The 18484-nt window shown below is 63.7% G+C and carries 17 protein-coding genes; 7 read left to right on the forward strand and 10 right to left on the reverse strand.

The genetic code is table 11. The features are described from left to right. The first annotated feature begins 71 nt into the window (after positions 1-71). Both LFT47_RS04145 and LFT47_RS04150 read left to right on the forward strand, forming a co-directional pair. Positions 72-842, forward strand: a complete 771-nt coding sequence (locus LFT47_RS04145) for a FadR/GntR family transcriptional regulator (RefSeq protein WP_236815555.1) — start codon at positions 72-74, stop codon at positions 840-842. Positions 843-977: 135 nt separating this feature from the next. Continuing rightward, complete coding sequence (locus tag LFT47_RS04150) at positions 978-2459, forward strand: purine-cytosine permease family protein (RefSeq protein WP_236815565.1); 1482 nt, start codon at positions 978-980, stop codon at positions 2457-2459. 147 nt (positions 2460-2606) lie between these two features. On the opposite strand, the gene LFT47_RS04155 is transcribed toward LFT47_RS04150, so the two are convergent. The 3 genes from LFT47_RS04155 to LFT47_RS04165 are packed head-to-tail and all read right to left on the reverse strand — an operon-like array spanning position 2607 to position 5189. Continuing rightward, the gene (locus tag LFT47_RS04155) at positions 2607-3449 is read right to left on the reverse strand and encodes an IclR family transcriptional regulator (protein ID WP_236815567.1); all 843 of its coding nucleotides are present in this window, start codon (positions 3447-3449) and stop codon (positions 2607-2609) included. 58 nt (positions 3450-3507) lie between these two features. Further along, positions 3508-4383: a hypothetical protein gene (locus tag LFT47_RS04160; RefSeq protein ID WP_236815569.1), complete on the reverse strand. Its 876-nt coding sequence runs from the start codon at positions 4381-4383 to the stop codon at positions 3508-3510. A gap of 20 nt (positions 4384-4403) precedes the next feature. Beyond that, positions 4404-5189 (reverse strand): alpha/beta fold hydrolase, encoded by a 786-nt coding sequence (locus tag LFT47_RS04165; RefSeq protein WP_236815571.1) that lies wholly within the window; start codon positions 5187-5189, stop codon positions 4404-4406. 170 nt (positions 5190-5359) lie between these two features. Between LFT47_RS04165 and LFT47_RS04170 the strand changes: the two genes are divergently transcribed. From LFT47_RS04170 to LFT47_RS04185, 4 genes are read left to right on the forward strand one after another with little or no spacing between them, the layout of a single operon-like run. Continuing rightward, positions 5360-6154 carry a phosphatase PAP2 family protein gene (locus LFT47_RS04170; RefSeq protein WP_236815574.1) on the forward strand — a complete coding sequence of 265 codons (795 nt, stop codon included), beginning with the start codon at positions 5360-5362 and terminating at the stop codon, positions 6152-6154. Positions 6155-6164: 10 nt separating this feature from the next. Further along, complete coding sequence (locus tag LFT47_RS04175; protein ID WP_236815576.1) at positions 6165-6818, forward strand: DedA family protein; 654 nt, start codon at positions 6165-6167, stop codon at positions 6816-6818. Positions 6819-6823: 5 nt separating this feature from the next. Then, a complete protein-coding gene (locus LFT47_RS04180; protein WP_236815577.1) occupies positions 6824-7498 on the forward strand; it encodes a response regulator transcription factor in 675 nt (224 codons plus the stop codon). Positions 7499-7509: 11 nt separating this feature from the next. Further along, the gene (locus LFT47_RS04185) at positions 7510-8526 is read left to right on the forward strand and encodes a sensor histidine kinase (RefSeq protein WP_236815578.1); all 1017 of its coding nucleotides are present in this window, start codon (positions 7510-7512) and stop codon (positions 8524-8526) included. A gap of 5 nt (positions 8527-8531) precedes the next feature. Here LFT47_RS04185 and LFT47_RS04190 read toward each other — a convergent pair whose 3' ends face one another. Further along, a complete protein-coding gene (locus tag LFT47_RS04190) occupies positions 8532-9992 on the reverse strand; it encodes an HNH endonuclease (protein ID WP_236815579.1) in 1461 nt (486 codons plus the stop codon). A 182-nt stretch (positions 9993-10174) separates the two neighbouring features. Between LFT47_RS04190 and LFT47_RS04195 the strand changes: the two genes are divergently transcribed. Beyond that, complete coding sequence (locus LFT47_RS04195; protein ID WP_236818326.1) at positions 10175-11449, forward strand: MFS transporter; 1275 nt, start codon at positions 10175-10177, stop codon at positions 11447-11449. Position 11450: 1 nt separating this feature from the next. Here LFT47_RS04195 and LFT47_RS04200 read toward each other — a convergent pair whose 3' ends face one another. The 6 genes from LFT47_RS04200 to LFT47_RS04225 all read right to left on the reverse strand — a co-directional run bounded on the left by LFT47_RS04200 (position 11451) and on the right by LFT47_RS04225 (position 18448). Further along, positions 11451-12023: an MOSC domain-containing protein gene (locus tag LFT47_RS04200; protein ID WP_236815584.1), complete on the reverse strand. Its 573-nt coding sequence runs from the start codon at positions 12021-12023 to the stop codon at positions 11451-11453. Positions 12024-12256: 233 nt separating this feature from the next. After that, positions 12257-13138 carry a hypothetical protein gene (locus LFT47_RS04205; protein WP_236815586.1) on the reverse strand — a complete coding sequence of 294 codons (882 nt, stop codon included), beginning with the start codon at positions 13136-13138 and terminating at the stop codon, positions 12257-12259. Between the two features lie 336 nt (positions 13139-13474). Next, positions 13475-14389, reverse strand: a complete 915-nt coding sequence (locus tag LFT47_RS04210) for a patatin-like phospholipase family protein (RefSeq protein WP_236815588.1) — start codon at positions 14387-14389, stop codon at positions 13475-13477. 222 nt (positions 14390-14611) lie between these two features. Then, positions 14612-15766: an ABC transporter ATP-binding protein gene (locus LFT47_RS04215; RefSeq protein ID WP_236815590.1), complete on the reverse strand. Its 1155-nt coding sequence runs from the start codon at positions 15764-15766 to the stop codon at positions 14612-14614. Beyond that, the gene (locus LFT47_RS04220; RefSeq protein WP_236815591.1) at positions 15763-17373 is read right to left on the reverse strand and encodes an ABC transporter permease; all 1611 of its coding nucleotides are present in this window, start codon (positions 17371-17373) and stop codon (positions 15763-15765) included. Before LFT47_RS04220 ends, LFT47_RS04215 begins: the two co-directional genes overlap by 4 nt. Before the next feature lie 4 nt (positions 17374-17377). Further along, positions 17378-18448: an iron ABC transporter substrate-binding protein gene (locus LFT47_RS04225; RefSeq protein WP_236815593.1), complete on the reverse strand. Its 1071-nt coding sequence runs from the start codon at positions 18446-18448 to the stop codon at positions 17378-17380. Between the last annotated feature and the right edge of the window lie 36 nt (positions 18449-18484).

Below are 18484 nucleotides of genomic sequence, written 5' to 3' on the forward strand. Positions count from 1 at the left end.
TGACTCGCCTCATATTAGATCATAATGATCAAATAAAAGGAAGGTGGATTTTGCCCCGTAAAGTAGCGGATATGACCCGTCAGCTCGAGGAGACCACCGGTGACTCACCCATCGATGCTGCCCCTTTGCTCGGAATCGACCGCCGGAGCGCAATCGACGCCGTGCGGTTGCGGATCGGCATGGCGATATCCTTGGGGCTGCTTCAACCGGGGGAGAGGCTGCCCGACCAGCAGGACGTCGCGCTGGGCCTATCGGTCAGCCCGATCACCGCTCGCAGGGCCCTGGCAAGCCTGGCCGATCAGGGCGTCGTTGTTCGCCGTCGTGGACGTGGCGGCGGAACTTTTGTCGCTGACGAGCCACCGCAGAACGTGCTCGAGCAGCTCGCGGCGTCGCCCGCTGAATCCCTTGCAGTGAACCGGCTGGTGGACCGCCGGCTGCTGTTCGAATGTGCGGTCACCCATTTCGCTGCAGTCAATGCCACGGCAGCACAACTTGATGAGCTGGAGCGGCTTACCCACGAAATGGCCGGATCGACCAATTGGTCCGAGTATCACCAGGCCGACGAGCGGTTTCACCGGCTGGTCGCGGCGTCCTCGGGCTTGGGAACGGCGGTCGAGGCGTATAACGAGGCATTGGCGGAGCTCTACGCCTACTTCATCCCGTACCCGATCGAGTTTCTTCATGAGTCCAATAGGGACCACATTGCGCTGGTGAACGCCCTACGGGCTGGCGACGATCGCGGCGCGGTGGAGGTGTCGCGGCGGCACGTGGACGTGTTGCACAAGACGATGTTCATGGGCCTGGCCGGCGGCGACGGCGCTAAAAGGAGTAATAAGGGGTAAACGACGGCTCTTGCCCTATCGTCCGGGATATCGGACTAAAGATGGCCACCTTTCCGTGATCACTGTCACTTTGCATGCTCTGATTGATTCTCAGTTGGGGACATAGGACTTCGGTTGTCAAAGTGAGGATCAGGCATGCAGGCCACAGGAAAAGTGGGAACGGGTGGGCCGCGCGTTGAGCGTCGTTCCATTGACTTTGTCCCGGAAATTGAACGCCATGGTTCGCCTGGCCAGCAGTTCACGCTCTGGTTCGGGGCGAACATGCAGATTACGGCCATTGTCGACGGCGCCTTGGCGGTACTTTTCGGCGCGGATCCGCTGTGGGCGATCATTGGCCTCCTGGTCGGAAACCTCTTGGGTGGCGCGGTCATGGCCCTCCATGCGGCCCAGGGGCCGAAGCTCGGCCTGCCGCAGATGATTTCCAGCCGGGCGCAGTTTGGAATCTTCGGGGCGGTGATTCCCTTGGTGCTCGTGGTCGTCATGTACCTCGGCTTCGCGGCAACCGGTACTGTCCTCTCCGGACAGGCAATCAGCCTCATCCTCCACACGGGCACCCCGGCCGTGGGCATGGTCGTCTTCGGGGTGCTGACCATCATCGTGGCGACCCTGGGCTACAAGTACATCCACATGTTGGGCCGCATTGCGACCATCGTAGGTATCCTCGGCTTCACTTACCTGGGCATCAGGTTGTTGACCAGCCAGGACGTGGGCGCACTCTTGGGAGCCGGCGGTTTCGAGTTTCCGACCTTCCTCCTCGCCATTTCGCTTGGCGCCGGATGGCAGCTGACGTACGGTCCGTACGTGGCCGATTACTCCCGGTACCTGCCTTCGAACACCCCGACACGCAAGACCTTCATGTCGGCGTACTTCGGCACGGTGATCGGTTCCCAGTGGTCCATGACCCTGGGCGCGCTCTTCGCTGCCCTGGCGTTGCCCAAGGGCGCACGGTTCCTGGACGGCCAAGTCGCTTTCCTCGGGAACCTGAGTGGTGGCGGACTGATCGCGGTGGTCATCTACCTGGTCATCGTGACCGGAAAACTGACCGTCAACACGCTGAACGCATATGGCGGCTACATGACAATGCTTACCTCGGTCACTGCGTTCACCCGTAAATCCGCGGTAGCTTCATGGACCCGCTTCGCCTATGTGATCGGCTTTATCGGGCTCTCAGTACTCATCGCAGTCCTTGCTTCTCCCGACTTCATCGCCAACTTCAAGAACTTCGTCCTTCTCCTGCTGATGGTATTCATCCCCTGGAGCTCCATTAACCTCGTGGACTACTACCTGGTTTCCAAGGAAAAGGTAGACATTCCGGCACTGTATGACCTGAACGGGCGCTACGGGCGGTGGAACAAGACCGCGCTGCTCAGCTACGCGATCGGCATCGTCGTCCAGATCCCGTTCCTGGCGCAGACCCTCTACACCGGACCGATGACGGACCTTCTGGGCGGGGCGGATATCTCCTGGCTCGTAGGCCTCGTGGTCACGGCAATCGTGTTCTACCCGCTGGCAAAGAGGAATTCGAACGCTCCGGCTGAGATGGTCTACCCGACTGAACCCGACCCGGATGCGGCAGCTCCGCTAGCCGGCCCAGTATCGAACACCGCGGCAGTTTAGGCTCTGCCTTCGTTCCCCTCGACGCTCGCTCACCTTTGGGGTGTTTCCGGCGGACGCTCGCTCACTTGAGGTGAGCGGGCGTCGCGGCATCTGGCCTTATTTGTGAGCGAGCGTCGCGGCGGCACCACGGAGGGAACGACGTCGGGATCAGCCTTGGGTGCCGAGCCTGCGGGAAATTTCCCGCGCACATCTGGTCACTTCCGGAATCCACTCACGGGCGACATCTTCAATGCGGACCGCCCGTTCCTCGGCGGTCTCGGCGTCCTTGGCGCGGTGCCGGGTGGACCGACCTGGAAACGCCCGGTTCGACACCGTCAGCGTCACGCTGGCCACCGGGTAGCGCTGCCGGTCGAGGACTGCGACGGCCACAGAGGAAAACCCCTCCGTTACCTCGTCCTGCTCCCACGCATATCCGAGCGACCGTGCCCGCGCCAAGAGATCCTGCAACGCGGGCAGCGATTGCGGGCCTTTGCTGTGGCGCTCCGCGAAGGCGTCCGGTCCCGGGAAAAGCGCAGCCACCTGGGCCGGGTCCATCTGGGCCATCATCGCCCTGCCGCTGGCCGTCAGGTGGGCCGGAAGCCGCACCCCGGTGTCGGTGACCAGGGGGCTTTGCCGCGGCGCCCGCTCCTCGATCACGTACACAACGTCGCGCCCGTGCATCACGGCAAGATGGGCAGTCCGGCGGGTCCGGGCGACGAGCCGGGACAAGGGGAACCGGGCAATCCGCTGGATGGGAGCTTGCCGCGAATACCCCGTCCCCAACTCGTGGGCGGTCACTCCCAAGGCATACTTGCGCTCTTCGGGAAGGTGAACCAGAAAGCCGTCATCGATCAGCGAGGCAATGAGCTGATATGTGGTTGACCGGGGCAAGCCAACATCGCGCGCAATGATAGACGCGCTGACCGGGCCGGCCTGGCCAGCGACGAATCTGAGGACCGCCAGCACTTGCGCCGCGGCCGGCGCCTTGGGCCGCACGGATTGAGTGTACATTGTCCTAGAATACGCGCCGGAATGTCCGGTATACCGGACGTGGACGCCACGCCCAGTTTCAAGACAACCCCTCCAAGCGGGTCCGCGCCGTTTCCGCGGTCCGGCGTTCCCGGGCGGCCAGCCGCGCTGCTAGTTTGCGGTTCCGCTCAGCCAGGGTGATCGCCCACTCCGTCGCTGCGAGTTCCTGCTGCAACGCAGCCAGCTTGTCTTTGGCAGCTTTGACTTCGACGGCGAGTTGCTCGCTCCGGCGCACGGCCTCCGTCTTTTCGCGCTCGGCCTGAGCGAGTTCCAGGTCAGCCTTGTCCGCGTTGCGCTCAGCTTCCATGAGCGCGGTTTGTGCTTTCTCGCGTTCACGCTCCGAGTCTGCCCGCCCGCGCTGCCGGCCGCCGTCGTCGGGCTCTTTGTTGGTGGTACCCGGCGAGCGAAGTGCGCCGGAAATCGCCACCGCGCCCGAGAGATCCACGGGTTCCAATCCGTTCGTGGCGAGCGGCCGCACCAGCTGCCCGCTGCGGAGCGCCGCGGCAGCGCCGGGATCGGTCATGGCGGCCCGCAGCGTGGCCTCGATCTCCATCGCGGCGGCGCCACTGACCTTGACGCCGAGGCCTTCCGCCACGGCCCGGGCCTGCTCGACGGCGGCACCCAGGACGCGCGGGCGCTGCTGGCCGAGCGTACGGAGACGGTCGTGGTCCTGCTGCTCCTGGGCCCTCCCGAGCGATGCCCCGAGCTCCAGGACGCCCGCGAATTCCTTGGTGCCGTGCCGGACAAGCATGTTGACAGCCCACGCCGCCGTCGAAGGCTTGGGCAACTGGGCAATCTGTTTCGCCAGGTCGGCGTCCCCCGCGGACTTGGCTTCTTTGGCCCGCGCCGTGCGGGCCGCCGTGAAGGCCGAGGGAACCAGTGTGTAAAGTTCGACGGCGATCGCGGTTAGTTCCATGGGTGGAAGCGAGTGCCGTATTACCCGACGAGGAATTCAGCCAGCGCGCCGGCCATGACCCCGGGTTCCCAGCCGTGGTTGGCGCCTGGAATGGTCGCAGCGCGGGCACTGGGGATATTGGCCACGATGGAGCGAGCCGCGTCCGTCATGATCGGCAGGGTTTGCTCGCCGACGATCGCAAGGGTGGGCTGGGTGATGCCGGACCACAGCTGGGCGCGTGGCGCGGACTGGGTCCATGCGAGGGATTCGGCATCGGCGGAAAGGCTGGGGCCCAACTCGAGCATGATGGGCCATCCCGGACTGTTTTTGGCGCCAGCCAGCCATTCCGGCGGCATGTCCTTCATGTAGTACTCGATGGTGCCGGCATTGTCGCCGGATGCGATCCGTTCCTGGAGGCCGGCAAAGAACTCAGCCCCGCCGGAGCCGAGCTCATCGCTCAGGGGAGTCTCCCAGAGCGCCAGCTTGGTGACGGGTAGGCCTGCCGCCGCCGCAGCCAGGGAAATCGAGCCACCGGAAGAGCTCCCGAACAGCGCGGCTTGGCCGCCCGCGATGTCGATCAATGTGGCGAGATCGTCGATATTGTCCTTCAGGGTGAATGACGGAGCCTCGGTGCTTTCCCCGCGGCCGCGCCTGTCGTAGTTGACCACGGTGAACCCCTTGGCGGCCAGGAGCTTGGCCATTTCCGCCGTGTTCGAGTCGAAGCCCCTGAATTGCATCGCACCGCCAACCAGGATCACGGCAGGTCCCTCGCCGTATTGGTCATACCCGATGCGGGTACCGTCTTTCGAGATCGCAAATTCGGACATCCCAGATCCTTTGATTTGGCGGACAGTAGGTTCCTAAACTCTGGGGCCCAGCCACTTGCGGGTCAAGGGGAGAAGGGCGCCGAGCAAGAGTTCTTAAGAGCTTCTTAAGTGCCGCCCGGGAGAGTGGAAGCAGACCGCACAACGGCCTCCACACCCGAATCGGAGATTTCATGTCATCGCACGCCAAGCAGAACACTTCTGCGGAAGTCAGCACTTCCGCCGTCGTCCGTGACAGTGTGCCGTTGCTTCCGCAGCCCCGGTACTGGCTTCTGTGGGGCATTGCCCTCGCCGCGGCAGTCCTTGCCATCGGCTTCAGCGTGCGGTCGGTAGCCGGCCTGACCACGAACGAATTCGGAGTTGACCAGGAACTCAGCCGCCATCACGTGGGCGCACTGACCACCGTGGCCATGGCACTGAACTTCCTCTTCGCCCCCGTAGCGGGAGTGTGCATGGTCCTGGTGATCGGCCTGTTCGTTTTCCTGGTTCGGAAGTCCTTGGTGCGGGCGGTCATGTTTGTGCTCTTCGCATGTTCGGGCTGGGTTGCCAGCGAGGTGTTCAAACTTATCGTTGCCCGCCACCGGCCCAATCCCGCGCTTCTCTTCGACCCCCTGGCCCCGGAAACGGGCTCCAACAGCTTTCCCAGCGGCCACACCGCCTTCGCAGTAGCGCTCGCCTTCGCCTTGTACTTCCTGGTCCGGGGCACGCGATGGGGCGTCATCACCGCGTGGGCCGGCGCCGTCTTGGCCGTAGTGGTGGCGTGGTCCCGGATCTACATCGGAGTCCATTACCCGAGCGACGTTGTGGCGTCGTTCCTCGCCACCACCGCCATAGTCATCGTTTTGGCCGGGCTCTGGAACCGGTACGTACCGCGAGTCATCGGGCGGCTGCCTTTTGGCGTTGCCTCAAAAACCAGCCCGGAAGCAACCGCCTCGGACGCGGACTCAACCCAAGCACACGGATCCTGAGGAGGACCCCATGCACGCACTTTCTGCCATGCCCGCATTCCTTGATCCCGCCACCCTCCTTCAGGGCTTGGGTCCCGCGGCGCTGGGCGTCGTGGCGTTGATCGTCTTCATCGAATCCGGTCTCCTTTTCCCCTTCCTGCCCGGTGACTCTTTGTTGTTCACCACCGGCCTGCTTCACCAGCAACTGCAGCTTGAATTGCCGGTGTTGATCGCGGTCGTATCGGCCGCTGCAATCGCCGGAGACCAAGTCGGCTACATGCTCGGGCGCAAGTTCGGGCGGCGCTGGTTCAAGGATGATGCCAGGGTCCTTAAGACCGCGCACCTGGATACGGCCGAGGAATTCTTCAAGCGGCGCGGCGGCCCCGCGATCGTCCTGGCCCGTTTTGTCCCCATTGTGCGGACGTTTGCACCGCTGAGCGCAGGCATCGCCCGCTACAACTACAAATCCTTCACCCTGTGGAACATCGCCGGCGCCGTCATTTGGGGAACCTCCGTGACGCTCCTGGGTTCCTGGTTGGGACACTACGAGTTCATCGCAAACAACATTGACGCCATTGCCGTGATCATGGTTTTGGTCTCCGTCCTGCCGTGGGGAGTCGAGTTCCTCAAAAAGCGGCGCAAGGCCAAGGTGGGCGCCGCGAACGGGCACGCCGGGGAAGAATAGACAGCATGACAACAGCTGAGCGGCCGGCCCTCCTCCTGGTCGAAGACGACGCCGCCCTGGGGCCGCTCATCAGTGAACTCCTGGAGCCGGACTTCATCGTTCACCTGGCTGTCAATGGGCGCGACGGCCTCCACCTTGGCCTGACCCGGAGTTGGGATGCGATGGTCATTGACCGGGGGCTGCCCTTCATGGACGGCATCGACTTGATCAAGGCCCTCCGGGCCAAGGGGATCGCGACCCCGATCCTCATCCTGACGGCACTCGGTGCCACCGATGAGAAGATCCGGGGCCTCGACGCGGGGGCGAACGATTACATGAGCAAACCGTTCGACGCCATGGAGTTGGCCGCACGCTTGCGAGCCCTGACCAGGACATACGCCCAGCCGCCCACCACTCTGGGAATCGGGGATTGGGAGCTCGACGCCGCTGCCCGCTCCATGCGCTCCGGGTACGGTTCCGTGGTCACCCTCACTGCGAAGGAAGCCGGGCTCCTCGAAACCTTGGCTGGCGAACCCGAACGTGTCTTCACCCGTGAAGACCTCATCAGCACTTTGTTCCACCCCACGGACCAGCCGGGCGTGATCGACACCTATGTCCACCACCTGCGCCGTAAGATCTCCAAAACGGTGATCCGGACGGTCCACGGCCTCGGATACCAGATCGGCGACCCCCATGACTGAGAAGCGTTCCCATGACTGAAAACCCGGACCAGGCGACGCTCCGCAAAGCGTCCCTGAAGATCGCTGTGCGAATCAGCGCGGCATGCGCGGTTTTGGTTCTTTGCCTGCTGGCGGCCGCGGCGTTCTATCTTTTCAACCAGCCGCTCCAGCCCGGATTACCAGGATCCAAAGAGGCCGACTCTGTCTTCGCCTACCTCGACTTGAAGGACCTCCTCAAGGCCATGATTGTTGCCGGCATTGCGGGGATCCTCCTTGCCGGTGCCATCGGCTGGCTCAGCGCGCGGAGCGCCATCAGGCCCCTGGGCGAAGCGCTCGCACTGCAGCGACGCTTCGTGCAGGACGCCAGCCACGAATTGCGCACACCCCTGGCCATCCTGGATGCACGCGTCCAGTTGGCCCAGCGAGATGCCCCCGCGGACTCCAAAACCGGGGAAGCACTCGCCCGCATCCGCCAGGACACTGCGACCCTCACGGGCATCGTCAACGAATTGCTTGTCGCGGCCACAGGCTCGCCTGCGGATGCCGCCGCAGAGCCGAGCGATCTCGCCAAGGTGGCGGGCGCCGTCGTCGAGAGCTTGCAACAGCTCGCCGGGGAGAAAAACGTCCGCGTCGCCCTGACGGAAAAGGACCGCCCCATCGCGCTCATTGACAGCAATGGCTTCCGCCGTGCCCTCCTCGCCCTGGCCGACAATGCGCTGGCGCACACCCCCGCTGGTGGCCAAGTGGGGATCACGACGGCGGTGCTCGGCAACCGCGCGGTGGTCACCGTTTCTGATTCCGGGGCCGGGATCAAGGGAGTTGACCAGACACGGATCTTCGACCGCTTCGTGAGGACGCACAGCCCCGAGGGCGCACCGGGCCAGCGCAGCTTCGGAATCGGATTGGCTTTGGTCCGTGAAATCATCACCGGGGCCCGCGGCACGGTGGAGGTTGAGCGCAGCGGTCCGCGGGGAACCGTCATGAGGATCACGCTGCCACTCGCCCCGAAGGCCACGGCTCCGAGTGACATGGCGCCAGGCTCGGCATAGCTTTCTCAGGCCGCCTGCAGTTTGGTGGGTTGGGCGTATTTCAGCGCCTTGGCTTGGTGGCGTAGCCGCCGCCGGTGGTGCCTGGATCCTGGTGCCGCGGTATCGGGCGGGCCGGTTCCTGGCAGGGGCGGGGCTGTTGAGCGGTAGTGGTGTCCGGTAGGGGTGCGGATGTCGAGGACATGCCGTGTCCCGGGGCTTGTTGTGGCCATCCAGCCGTTGAGTTCTTTGGTGTGGTTGCAGGCCTCGCACAGGCCCGCCCCGTTACTGAGGCTCGTGGGGCCGCCGTCGTGCCAGGGGACGATGTGGTCGAAATGCCTGATCGGTGCGTCGCAGTAGGGGGTGCGGCAGGTGTCGTCGCGGGCCTGGATGAAGCGCCGCATCCCTGCCGGGAAGAGCCGCGCCCTGGAATCGGCGCCGACCAGCTCCCCGGTCCCGGGGGCGGTGAAGAGGCGCCGGAGCCAGAGCCTGAAGGCCTGCTTCTCCCCGGCTTGGTCTTGGCCGGCTTCGGTTTGGCCTTCGTTCGCGGCGAGCATTGCCCGGGCCCAGGCGGCGGGGACGATGCCGTAGCCGGGCAGGCGTGCCGGTTCGGCATCGCCCTGGAACAGGGTCCGGTCGGTCATGACGAGCTGGACCTCGACGCCGCTGATGCCTGCGGGGGTTCCGGTGGTCCGTTCGACCAGGGCATCGGCCATGATCTGCCCTCGGGACCGGGGTTCTCCTGCGTTGCGGAGGGTGTCGGCGTGCCGGGACAGGGCCGCCTGCACGGCCACGCCCTGGGCGACCGGGAGCAGTGCGGTCAAATACGTCATGGTGTCCGGCGCCGGGCGCAGGCTCACGTGACGTTCGGCGGCGGCGTGGCTGGCCCGTTGGGTGACGGAGCGGGGGTCCCGCCGGTAGGCCGCGGTCCGGGCCGCGGCGATGATCGCCCGGTCTCCGGCGCCGTCGAAGGCCCCGGTGTCGGCGGCGAGTTCCTCGTCCACGGCGCAGCGGTCTTCGGCACTCAGGCAGGCTGTTTCCTTCACCAGCAGGGTCGCCCGCCATTCGTTCAGCCGTCCGGCGTCGAGGGCGGCGAGGGTGCGCGGCATTTCGGTCACGAGGGCCTTCGCGAGTCCGTGGAGCCGGGACCCGCGGGCCGGGGACTCCCGCCTGGCCAACGCCACCTGCGCGGAGACCCCGCGTCCCCGCTCCTCTGCCGGTACACCGGCCGCCGCGTCGGCGCTGCGCTGGGCGGCATCAAACGCGACGGCGATCCTCGCCTGCGCGGCCGCGGCCGCAGACTTCAGATCCTCCAGGGCACGCAACTGGTTGATCAGTTCGGCCGGTTGAGTACTGTCGGAGCCTGGCCGAAGCGATCTCACGGCATTGATCAGCTCCGGCACGCGGACTTTCGGCACGGCAGCATCCGGGACCGCGTCGCCGGACGGCGCGGTTGATCCGATCAGCTGTGTTCCCCGGTTCCCGGCCATAACCAAAGCATTTCAGAGGGGTCTGACATTAACAGGTCGAAGATCACCTGCCCGCCGAAAAATCCGGAAATCGGCAGAACTTTCTTATGGCGGTCCAGTCCCGCCGAGATCTGGCGGGCGTCGCCGAAGCGGACGAGAATGGCCTCGTGGTTCCCCCTCGTCCTGGCAGGGACAGCACCTCGATGAACCCCGCCGCCAGAAAGATTCAAAGCATCTTTCTCACCTTGACGCTCGGCAATACCCTTGCGGCCTCATTCATTTGGGGGATCAATACCCTCTTCCTGCTGGATGCGGGACTCAGCAATCTCGAGGCCTTTGCGGCGAACGCTTTCTTCACGGCCGGAATGGTGGTGTTCGAAGTGCCCACCGGAGTGGTGGCCGATGGCTGGGGACGCAGGGTTTCGTTCCTCCTTGGCACCGTGACGCTGGCCGGCTCCACCTACCTTTACTATCTGCTTTGGCAGCTTTCCGCCCCGTTCTGGTGGTGGGCTGTGGTGTCGGTCTTGCTCGGTCTGGGCTTCACCTTCTTCTCGGGTGCGGTGGAGGCGTGGCTCGTCGACGCGTTGCGCTTCACCGGATATGAGGGCGGGTTGGAGACGGTGCTCGGGCGCGGACAGATGGTTTCGGGCGCCGCCATGCTTGCGGGATCGGTGGCTGGCGGGGTGATCGCGCAAGCCACCAGCCTGGGCGTGCCGTTCCTGATCCGCGTGGGCGTGCTCCTCGCCATGTTCGTTGTGGCCTTCTTCCTCATGCGCGACGTCGGGTTCACCCCCGAGCGCTCTACCCATCCACTCAAGGCGACCCGCGCCGTCCTCGACGCCTCGATCGAGAACGGTTTGAAAAATCCACCCGTACGGTACGTGATGCTGGCAGCGCCGTTCAGCGCCGGCGTCGGGATCTATGTGTTCTATGCCCTGCAGCCGTACCTGCTTCAGCTCTTCGGCGACCGGCACGCGTACTCCGTAGCCGGGCTGGCCGCGGCCATCGTGGCGGGAGCGCAGGTGTTGGGCGGGTGGCTTGCACCGCGTGTCCGGCGCCTCGTTCGCAAACGCACTTCGGTGTTGATTCTGAGTGGAGTGGTGAGCGCATCGATTCTGGTGGTGCTCGGGTTCACGGGTATTTTCTGGGTGGCCCTTGCCTTGTTGACGTTCTGGGCCATGGTCGATTCGGCGGCCACACCGGTACGGCAGGCCTACGTGAACGACATGATCCCCTCGAAGCAGCGGGCAACAGTGCTGAGCTTCGACTCGCTCATGGGATCGAGCGGTGGAGTGGTGGTGCAGCCGCTGCTCGGCCGGGCGGCGGATGTGTACGGCTATTCCACCTCATTGGCGATCAGCGGCGTCATCGAGCTGATCGCAGTGCCGTTCCTGGTGGCAAGTCGTCGGCAGGGCTCTTCGGCCGATCAAGCCAACGCCTCGATCGCTGCATCCGACGCGGAACCCCGTAGGAATTGACCTACGGAAGCCGTGAAGCCCTGAGCAGCGCGGCCTGGCCGGCCTTGTCGGGGTCAAGCGATACAGGGCTAATTAGCACAGCTGGGCCACGATGCAGAGTGCCATCCGAAAGCGGTTGGCAGCGCACACCGCCCCGGCCTCGCATGGCGGTGTGCGCGCCCGGAGCCAGGACCTGGTCCATCCAGGCACAGGGGTGGGCGGGCCGCCCACCCCGGAACCGTACAAGGCCGCCGTCGGATTCCAGAGCGAACTCTTTGCCGATCAGGGGAGCCAGATGGGCTCCTCTCAGGACTACGTTGCGGCGCGTGAGGAGTGGGTCAAAGGGTGCGACGCCCAACTCAGCAGCCATCGCTTCGAGAGACTCGATGGCTATCAAGGTGACTGCGGCATCCATGTGCGCGGCCTTGCCGAAGAACCGGTCACCGACGATGCCCTTGCCGCTTACGACGTCGACCTGCTCGGCATCCGTGGTGGGCACCTCGGCGGCACCATCGCGTGCGCGGCCGAAGTAGGCGTGTCCGGACGACACGAGGAGATGCAGGATCTCCACGTCGTATCTGTAGCTTGCGGTCATGCCATAAGGCTATGCCTGTCCCGGAGTCAGCAACCCCGGGCGTTCTAATCTGAAACCTTGAAAGCTAGTTCTTGCGACGCTGGAAATCAGCGAACGCTCCGATGCCGGTTCCAACAAGCGCGATACCCGCAAGTATTGCCCACCATGGTTGCATACTCCCGGCGGCCTTTATGAATAGCAGAACCGCTACCAGCGCAAATAGAAGCAGGGAAATAGGAATGTCGCGAGTATCTTTAGGAGTCAAAACACGCCTCCTTGATCGAGGCGATGCCTAGAATCTCTCCAGCAAGGCCACCGCCGGCGGCAACGACAGCTTGCCACTTCTTGTCCCACCCGGATGCCGCGTTCCAGGCGCGGAAGAGAATTTCGAAGGTCCTCTGAATACTTCCAAACCTTGCAACTAGTTTAGCGATTTTACCGGCGACCAGAGCGTTAGCAGCAACCTCTGCCGTAACGGTCGCTATACACTTCGCCCAGCCCCAAAAGTCGCTCGGATCAGCGGTTACCGGAAAGGCTGTGTTCTGATCAAAATCGATCGACTGCACGAGAGCCTCTCCGTCAAGGGAGAACCACGTTGGAACAGCCCTGCCGAGCGCATCGTAAGCCCATGGAGCCCTGTAACCCCCAGCAATTGCACCCTCAGCGGTGCGAACAACAACGGAACCATCAGTGTCTATGGCTGCTTTTGATCCTGCCGGGAGCGATAAGGGAAACCGATATTCTCGATCCGCAGTTTTTGAAGCAATGTTGATCAGTGTCTGAGTTCCCTTGCCTGTGGCATAACTACTAACCACGGCACTGTTGAGTTTGGTGCTCAGAACCGGCTCACCTTGCCCGGCGAAAAGACCGTCCGGGATCTTGCCCGGTTTTGCGAGAGATTCGGATGAAGCCGTACCCGAAAGCGTTATGCTTGCGGACCACGCGCCGGCGTCAGAAACAACGATGTTCGTTCCGGGGACCGCAACAGTACTGACTTTGCTTGGCGAATGAACCCCGTCACCTAAAGAAACTGGCGATGCCTGTGCAACCCCCGCGCTCGACACCACGACCCCACTGGCGACAAGCGTGACAAGTAGAAGACTTCCGATTGAACCTAGCTTAGATCTGTTTGACATGGATCACCTTTCAGAGAGACAGGCGTTTCATAATCAAATTATGCATATGAGGCAAATGAGGGCAAGAGTTTTTATGAAACAGGTCTAGGGAATTGTTTCGTTATTCTCAACAGGGAATAACCGATTACGTTTCTCTCGTATGTATCAATACTCAATCCATAGTCCGTCGCCACTCAATTTATGACTTTTGACCACTCAATTTCAGGTATGCATCACTCAATAGGAGTAAAAACTCTTGACATTAATGCGACCGAGGCGGCGGTTGACCGCCTCGGTCGGCCTCCTAGGCATGAACGGTTGTCGTCACGCCTACAGCGTCAGTAGGGTTCGATCCACTCAGCTCCAGAACTCGGAGAGCTGACCTGCAAGGGCTCTGCCTTGCTCGTAACCCGCTTGGGCCGCGGGTGGACGCAGCGACAGATCCATGGCATTGGCGCCGAATATGTGCTCGGAGTCGCTGCCCGGGAAAATCGTTTCGACTCGGCTGCCGCCTGCGCGTAGTTCGTCGACCTGCGTCGCCAGATGCGTGCCCCACTCCAGCGGTTGCAATGACCTGCCACCGAAGGGGGAGAGCACCAGAACCCGTCCGTATCCGGCTGCCAGATCGGCGTTCTCGGCGTTGGAGCGGTAACCGCCGTCGAGGTACCGCTTGTCTCCGATCCTGTAAGGCAAGCCGCTGGAACAGCTGGCGGCGATGGCGTCTACGAGTTCGACCCCGCTATGCCGGTCGAACGTGACCGATTCTCCGGTACGTGCATCGACCGCCGTGATGAGCACCGTTCGTTCCGGCCAGTGCTGGTTGGGTAGCCGGGTGGCGACGGTACTGCGCCATTGCGTTGACCAGGAGCCATCCGACGCCGCATCCATTTCGAGCGCTGCATCGCCCAGTCGCCGGCGCATGTCAGCCACGTCCTGGGCGTCGGCGATGATCTTGTTGATTCGCTCGAGATGGTTCACCACCGGCCTGGCGGGTGCGTGTCCCGGTGCGGACCCGACCGGAGCGGACCGTTGCTGTGGGACAGCGTCAAGGATGTTGGCCAATAGCTCGGTTGGGGTCGCGCCAGCAATCTGCGCCGCGGCCGTGGATCCGGCCGAGGTGCCGATGGTCAGATCGGCGTCGGTCACATCGAGCCCGGCATCGAAGAGGCCGGCGACGACGCCGATCAGCCAGGCATTGCCTGTCGATCCGCCGCCACCGAGGACCAGCGCCCGCTCGCGGGAGTGCAAAGGTAAAGAAGGTGTTGTGTTCATGGGAGTCGCCTTTCGCGAATTGCCTGTTTGGCGCTCCCGGTGGCGACTAGGTCAGTCGCGCGATCGTGGACTGCAGGGGAGCACCCATTGCGGATACTGCGTTCATGGGACTCACCTCCTGCTGATAGATCACGATCGCCGCAACGCTAACACGCCCGCTTGACGTGAGGCAACAGGCAGGCACGCAACAGGCCGGCGCGGCGTCGGCACCACGCCGGTTCCCTAACCCTCCACAGGGAACGCCACGCCTTCGCCCACCACGCGCAGGCACAGTTCGGTGCCGGGCTTGGTGATGGAAGCGTTCCAGTGCCGGATGGTGATGATCTCGCCGCCTCCCGGGTAGGCCAAGGATGCGCCGGCCGCCGCAACGCGCGGAGCGAGCTTGATCCGCACTGTGGTCTCGGGGCCGAAGTAGTCGGTATCAACCACGACGCCGCGGATGGGACCGTCGGGGGCAATCCGGATCTGTTCCGGCCGGAGCATCAATTGTACGAGGCCTTGTGCCGGGGGACGGCGCACGGGTATGCCGCCCAGGGAACACGTGGCCAGGGAGCCTTCCATCCAGGCGTCCAGGATGACGGCATCACCGAGGAACTCGGCCGTTGCCCGGTCGGCGGGACGAGTGTAGACAACGAACGGATTGCCGATCTGCGCCAGCTTACCGCCGCGCATGATCGCCACTTGATCCGCGAAGGACAGGGCCTCGGCTTGATCGTGCGTCACCAAAATGGTGGTCACTCCGGCTTCGTTCAGGACCTTCGCTACGGCCCGCCGCGTGGCCACGCGAAGGCCGGCGTCGAGGGCGGAGAACGGCTCGTCGAGCAGCATGAGTTGCGGTTCGCGGGCCAGGGCGCGGGCGAGCGCCACCCGTTGCTGCTGGCCGCCTGAGAGCTGGTGGGGCCGCCTCTTTGCCATGTCCGCATCGAGGGAAACCATGTCGAGCAGCTCCTGGACGCGCGTCTTCACGGCGCGGCGGCCGCCGTCGAGCGCTGACTTGTCCAGCCCGAACGCGATGTTCTGCCCCACCGTGAGGTGCGGGAAAAGCGCGCCGTCCTGGGCAACATAGCCGACGTGCCGTTTGTGGGCGGGTACCCAGATCCCGTTTCCGGCTACCGTGTTTCCGTTGAGGCTGATTGAACCGGTGTCCGGGTGTTCAAAACCGGCGATCAGGCGCAACAAAGTTGTCTTGCCGGAACCGGAAGGCCCGACGATGGCGGTTGTTCCACCTCTGGCCACCGAGAGGTTCACGCCCTTCAGCACGGCCTGCGAGCCGAAGTTCTTGGTGACCTCGGCGATGTCCAGATGTGTGTTGGTGGTGGGAGCCACCGAAGCCGCTACGCGGGGTGACGGAAGCCTTGAGGGGGATTGTTCGGTCACTGTCCGGCTACTTTCTTGGACTGTTGGAATAGCAAGTACGTCATGGGGGCAGACAACAGGATCATGAGCAAGGCGTAGGGTGCCGCGCCCGAATAGTCGATCTCGCTGCTTTTGCTCCAGAATTCGGTGGCCAAGGTGTGCGTGCCGTTCGGGGATAGCAGCAGTGTTGCCGTCAGCTCGTTGACGATGGCGAGGAATACCAGCGCGGCCCCGCCGGCGGCGGCCGGAGCTGTGAGGCGCAGCGTCACTTTCAGGAAGGACACCAGCGGGGCCTTGCCAAGTGATTGCGCGGCTTCGTCGAGTTCTTTGGGAGCCTGGGCCAGTCCGGAGCGGATGTTGACCAGGGCCCGTGGCAGGAACAGTAGGACGTAGGCAGCAATCAGGACCCCGGACGTCTGGTAGACGCCCGGAACCATGCGGATGCTCACCGTCACGAAGGCGAGTCCCACCACGATGCCGGGCAGGGAGCTGGTGACGTAATTGGAGAGTTCAAGCATCTTGCTGAACCAGCTCGGGTGCCGCACGGCCAGATAGGCCATGGGGAAACCGACGACGATTGTCGCCGCGGCGCCTACCGTGCCATACGCGAGGGTCTGGAGGAGTGCCGGAAGGAATTCGTCGGCTGACCAGACGCGGGCGCCACCGGCCACCACCCAGCGCAGGACAAAAAAGATTGGCAATCCGAAGGCCAGGACGGTGAGGGCAAGCAGCGCGAGCTGGGACGGAATCTGGTAGTGGTGCAGGGGAAGCCTGGTTGGCTTGGCCTGGGCGCCGGAACCGATGCGGGCGTAGCGCGCGTTACCGCGGCTCCTGACTTCGGCCAAGAGCAGGATCAGGCAGAAGAAGACCAGGACGCTTGCCAACATGTTTCCGGCTGTGCCGTTGAACGTGGATTGGAACTGGGTCATGATCGCGGTGGTGAACGTGTCGAAGCGGATCATCGCGAACGCGCCGTATTCAGCCAGCAGGTGCAGCGACACCAGGAGCGCGCCCCCAGTCATGGCGATCCGTAGTTGTGGCAGGACAACCCGGAAGAAGATGGCCCATGGTCCCAAACCGAGGGAGGCTGCGGACTGCTCAATCGCGGGGTCGAGACGCCCCAGCGTCGCCGCCGCGGGAATGTAGACGAGGGGGAAATAGGACAGGGTGGCGATAAGTACGCCGGACCAGATGCCCTCCAGCGAGGGGACTGCGGTCACCCAGGCATAGCTGTTGACGAACGCCGGGATGGCCAGCGGGGCCGCCAGGGCCACGGCCCACCACCGATGCCCCCGCAGCTTGGTCCGCTCCACGAGCCACGCCCCGCCGACTCCCAACACCAGGCATATGGGGACCGTGAAGACCACCAGCATGACGGTGTTCAGGAGCAGCTCGCCAACGCGCGGCCGGAAGATGAGCCCGACGGCGGTGTTCCAGCCGGTCGCGGCCGTCATGTAAGCGACGTACCCGAGCGGGATGAGGGAAAACAGTGCGATCAGCACGGCCAGGAGGGATATTGCAGAAACGCCGAAAGGCGGGCGGGGGCGCTTGCCCCTGCCCGCCGTCGTCGTGCTCGCCGAAACCTCGGGAACTTCCGGGGAGATGCGGGCCGATAGATCAGTGGTCACAGAATTACAGCAGTCCTGCCTTGGTCATCAGGTCGGTGACCTTTGCGGAGTTCAGTTTGGCCGGATCCACTGTGGGAGCTTGCAGATCCTTGATGGGAACGAGTTTAGCGTTCGAGTCCACGTTGGAAGCGATGGCGTATTCGTAGGAAGTGCCGTTCTTGAGGACTTCCTGGCCCTGCTTGCCGGTAATGAACTTGATGAAGGCCTGCGCGGCTGCGGAGTTCTTGGAGGATTTCAGCACGCCGCCGCCGGAGACGGACAGGAAGGCGCCCGGGTCCTGGTTCTTGAAGAAGTACGGGGTAACGTTCTTGGAGTTCTCGCCGGTCTTGGCCTGGTCGCCGTAGTAGTAATAGTGGTAGATCAACGCGGCATCGACTTCGCCGGCGTTGACAGCCTTCATGGCAGTGCTGTTGCCCTTGTATCCCTTGAAGTTGTCCTTCATGCCCTTGAGCCACTCCGTGGTGGCGGCCTCGCCCTTTTGCTCAAGGAGTGCCGCAACGATGGCCTGGAAGTCAGCGCCCGACGGCGAAGCGGCCCACCGGCCCTTCCACTCCGGCTTGGCCAGGTCGAGCATGGACTTCGGCAGCTTGTCGTCGCTGATCTTGGTCTTGTCGTACACCAGGACGGTGGAGCGTGCGGCGATGCCTGTCCACTTGTTGGTGGACGGACGGTATTCGGCCGGGACCTGGTCCACGGTGGCCTTGTCGATGTCCGCGAAGAGGCCGGCGTTCTCAACCTGGGCCATGGCGGGGGAGTTCTCCGTGAGGAAGACGTCGGCCGGGGATGCCGCACCTTCCTGGACGATCTGGTTGGAGAGCTCGGTGTCGGAACCCTGGCGGACGGTGACCTTGACGCCGGTCTGCTTGGTGAACGCGTCCACCCATTCCTTGGTCAGGGTGTCGTGCTGGGCGTTGTAGACCGTGATTTCGCCGCCCACTTTAGTGGAAGTAGCAGTGTCGGCGGCAGCGGACTCGGTGGCTGCGGAGGAGGCGGTGCCGTTGCCGCAAGCGGTCAGGCTGAGGGCTGCAGTGGCGGCGAGTGCGATGCCGGCCAGCGCATTTGCGCGAATCTTCATGAGGGCTTCTTTCTGCGAGCAAATCCAAGGGAGCCC

It is taken from the genome of Arthrobacter sp. FW306-2-2C-D06B (assembly GCF_021789175.1).
Taxonomy (GTDB): Bacteria; Actinomycetota; Actinomycetes; order Actinomycetales; family Micrococcaceae; genus Arthrobacter.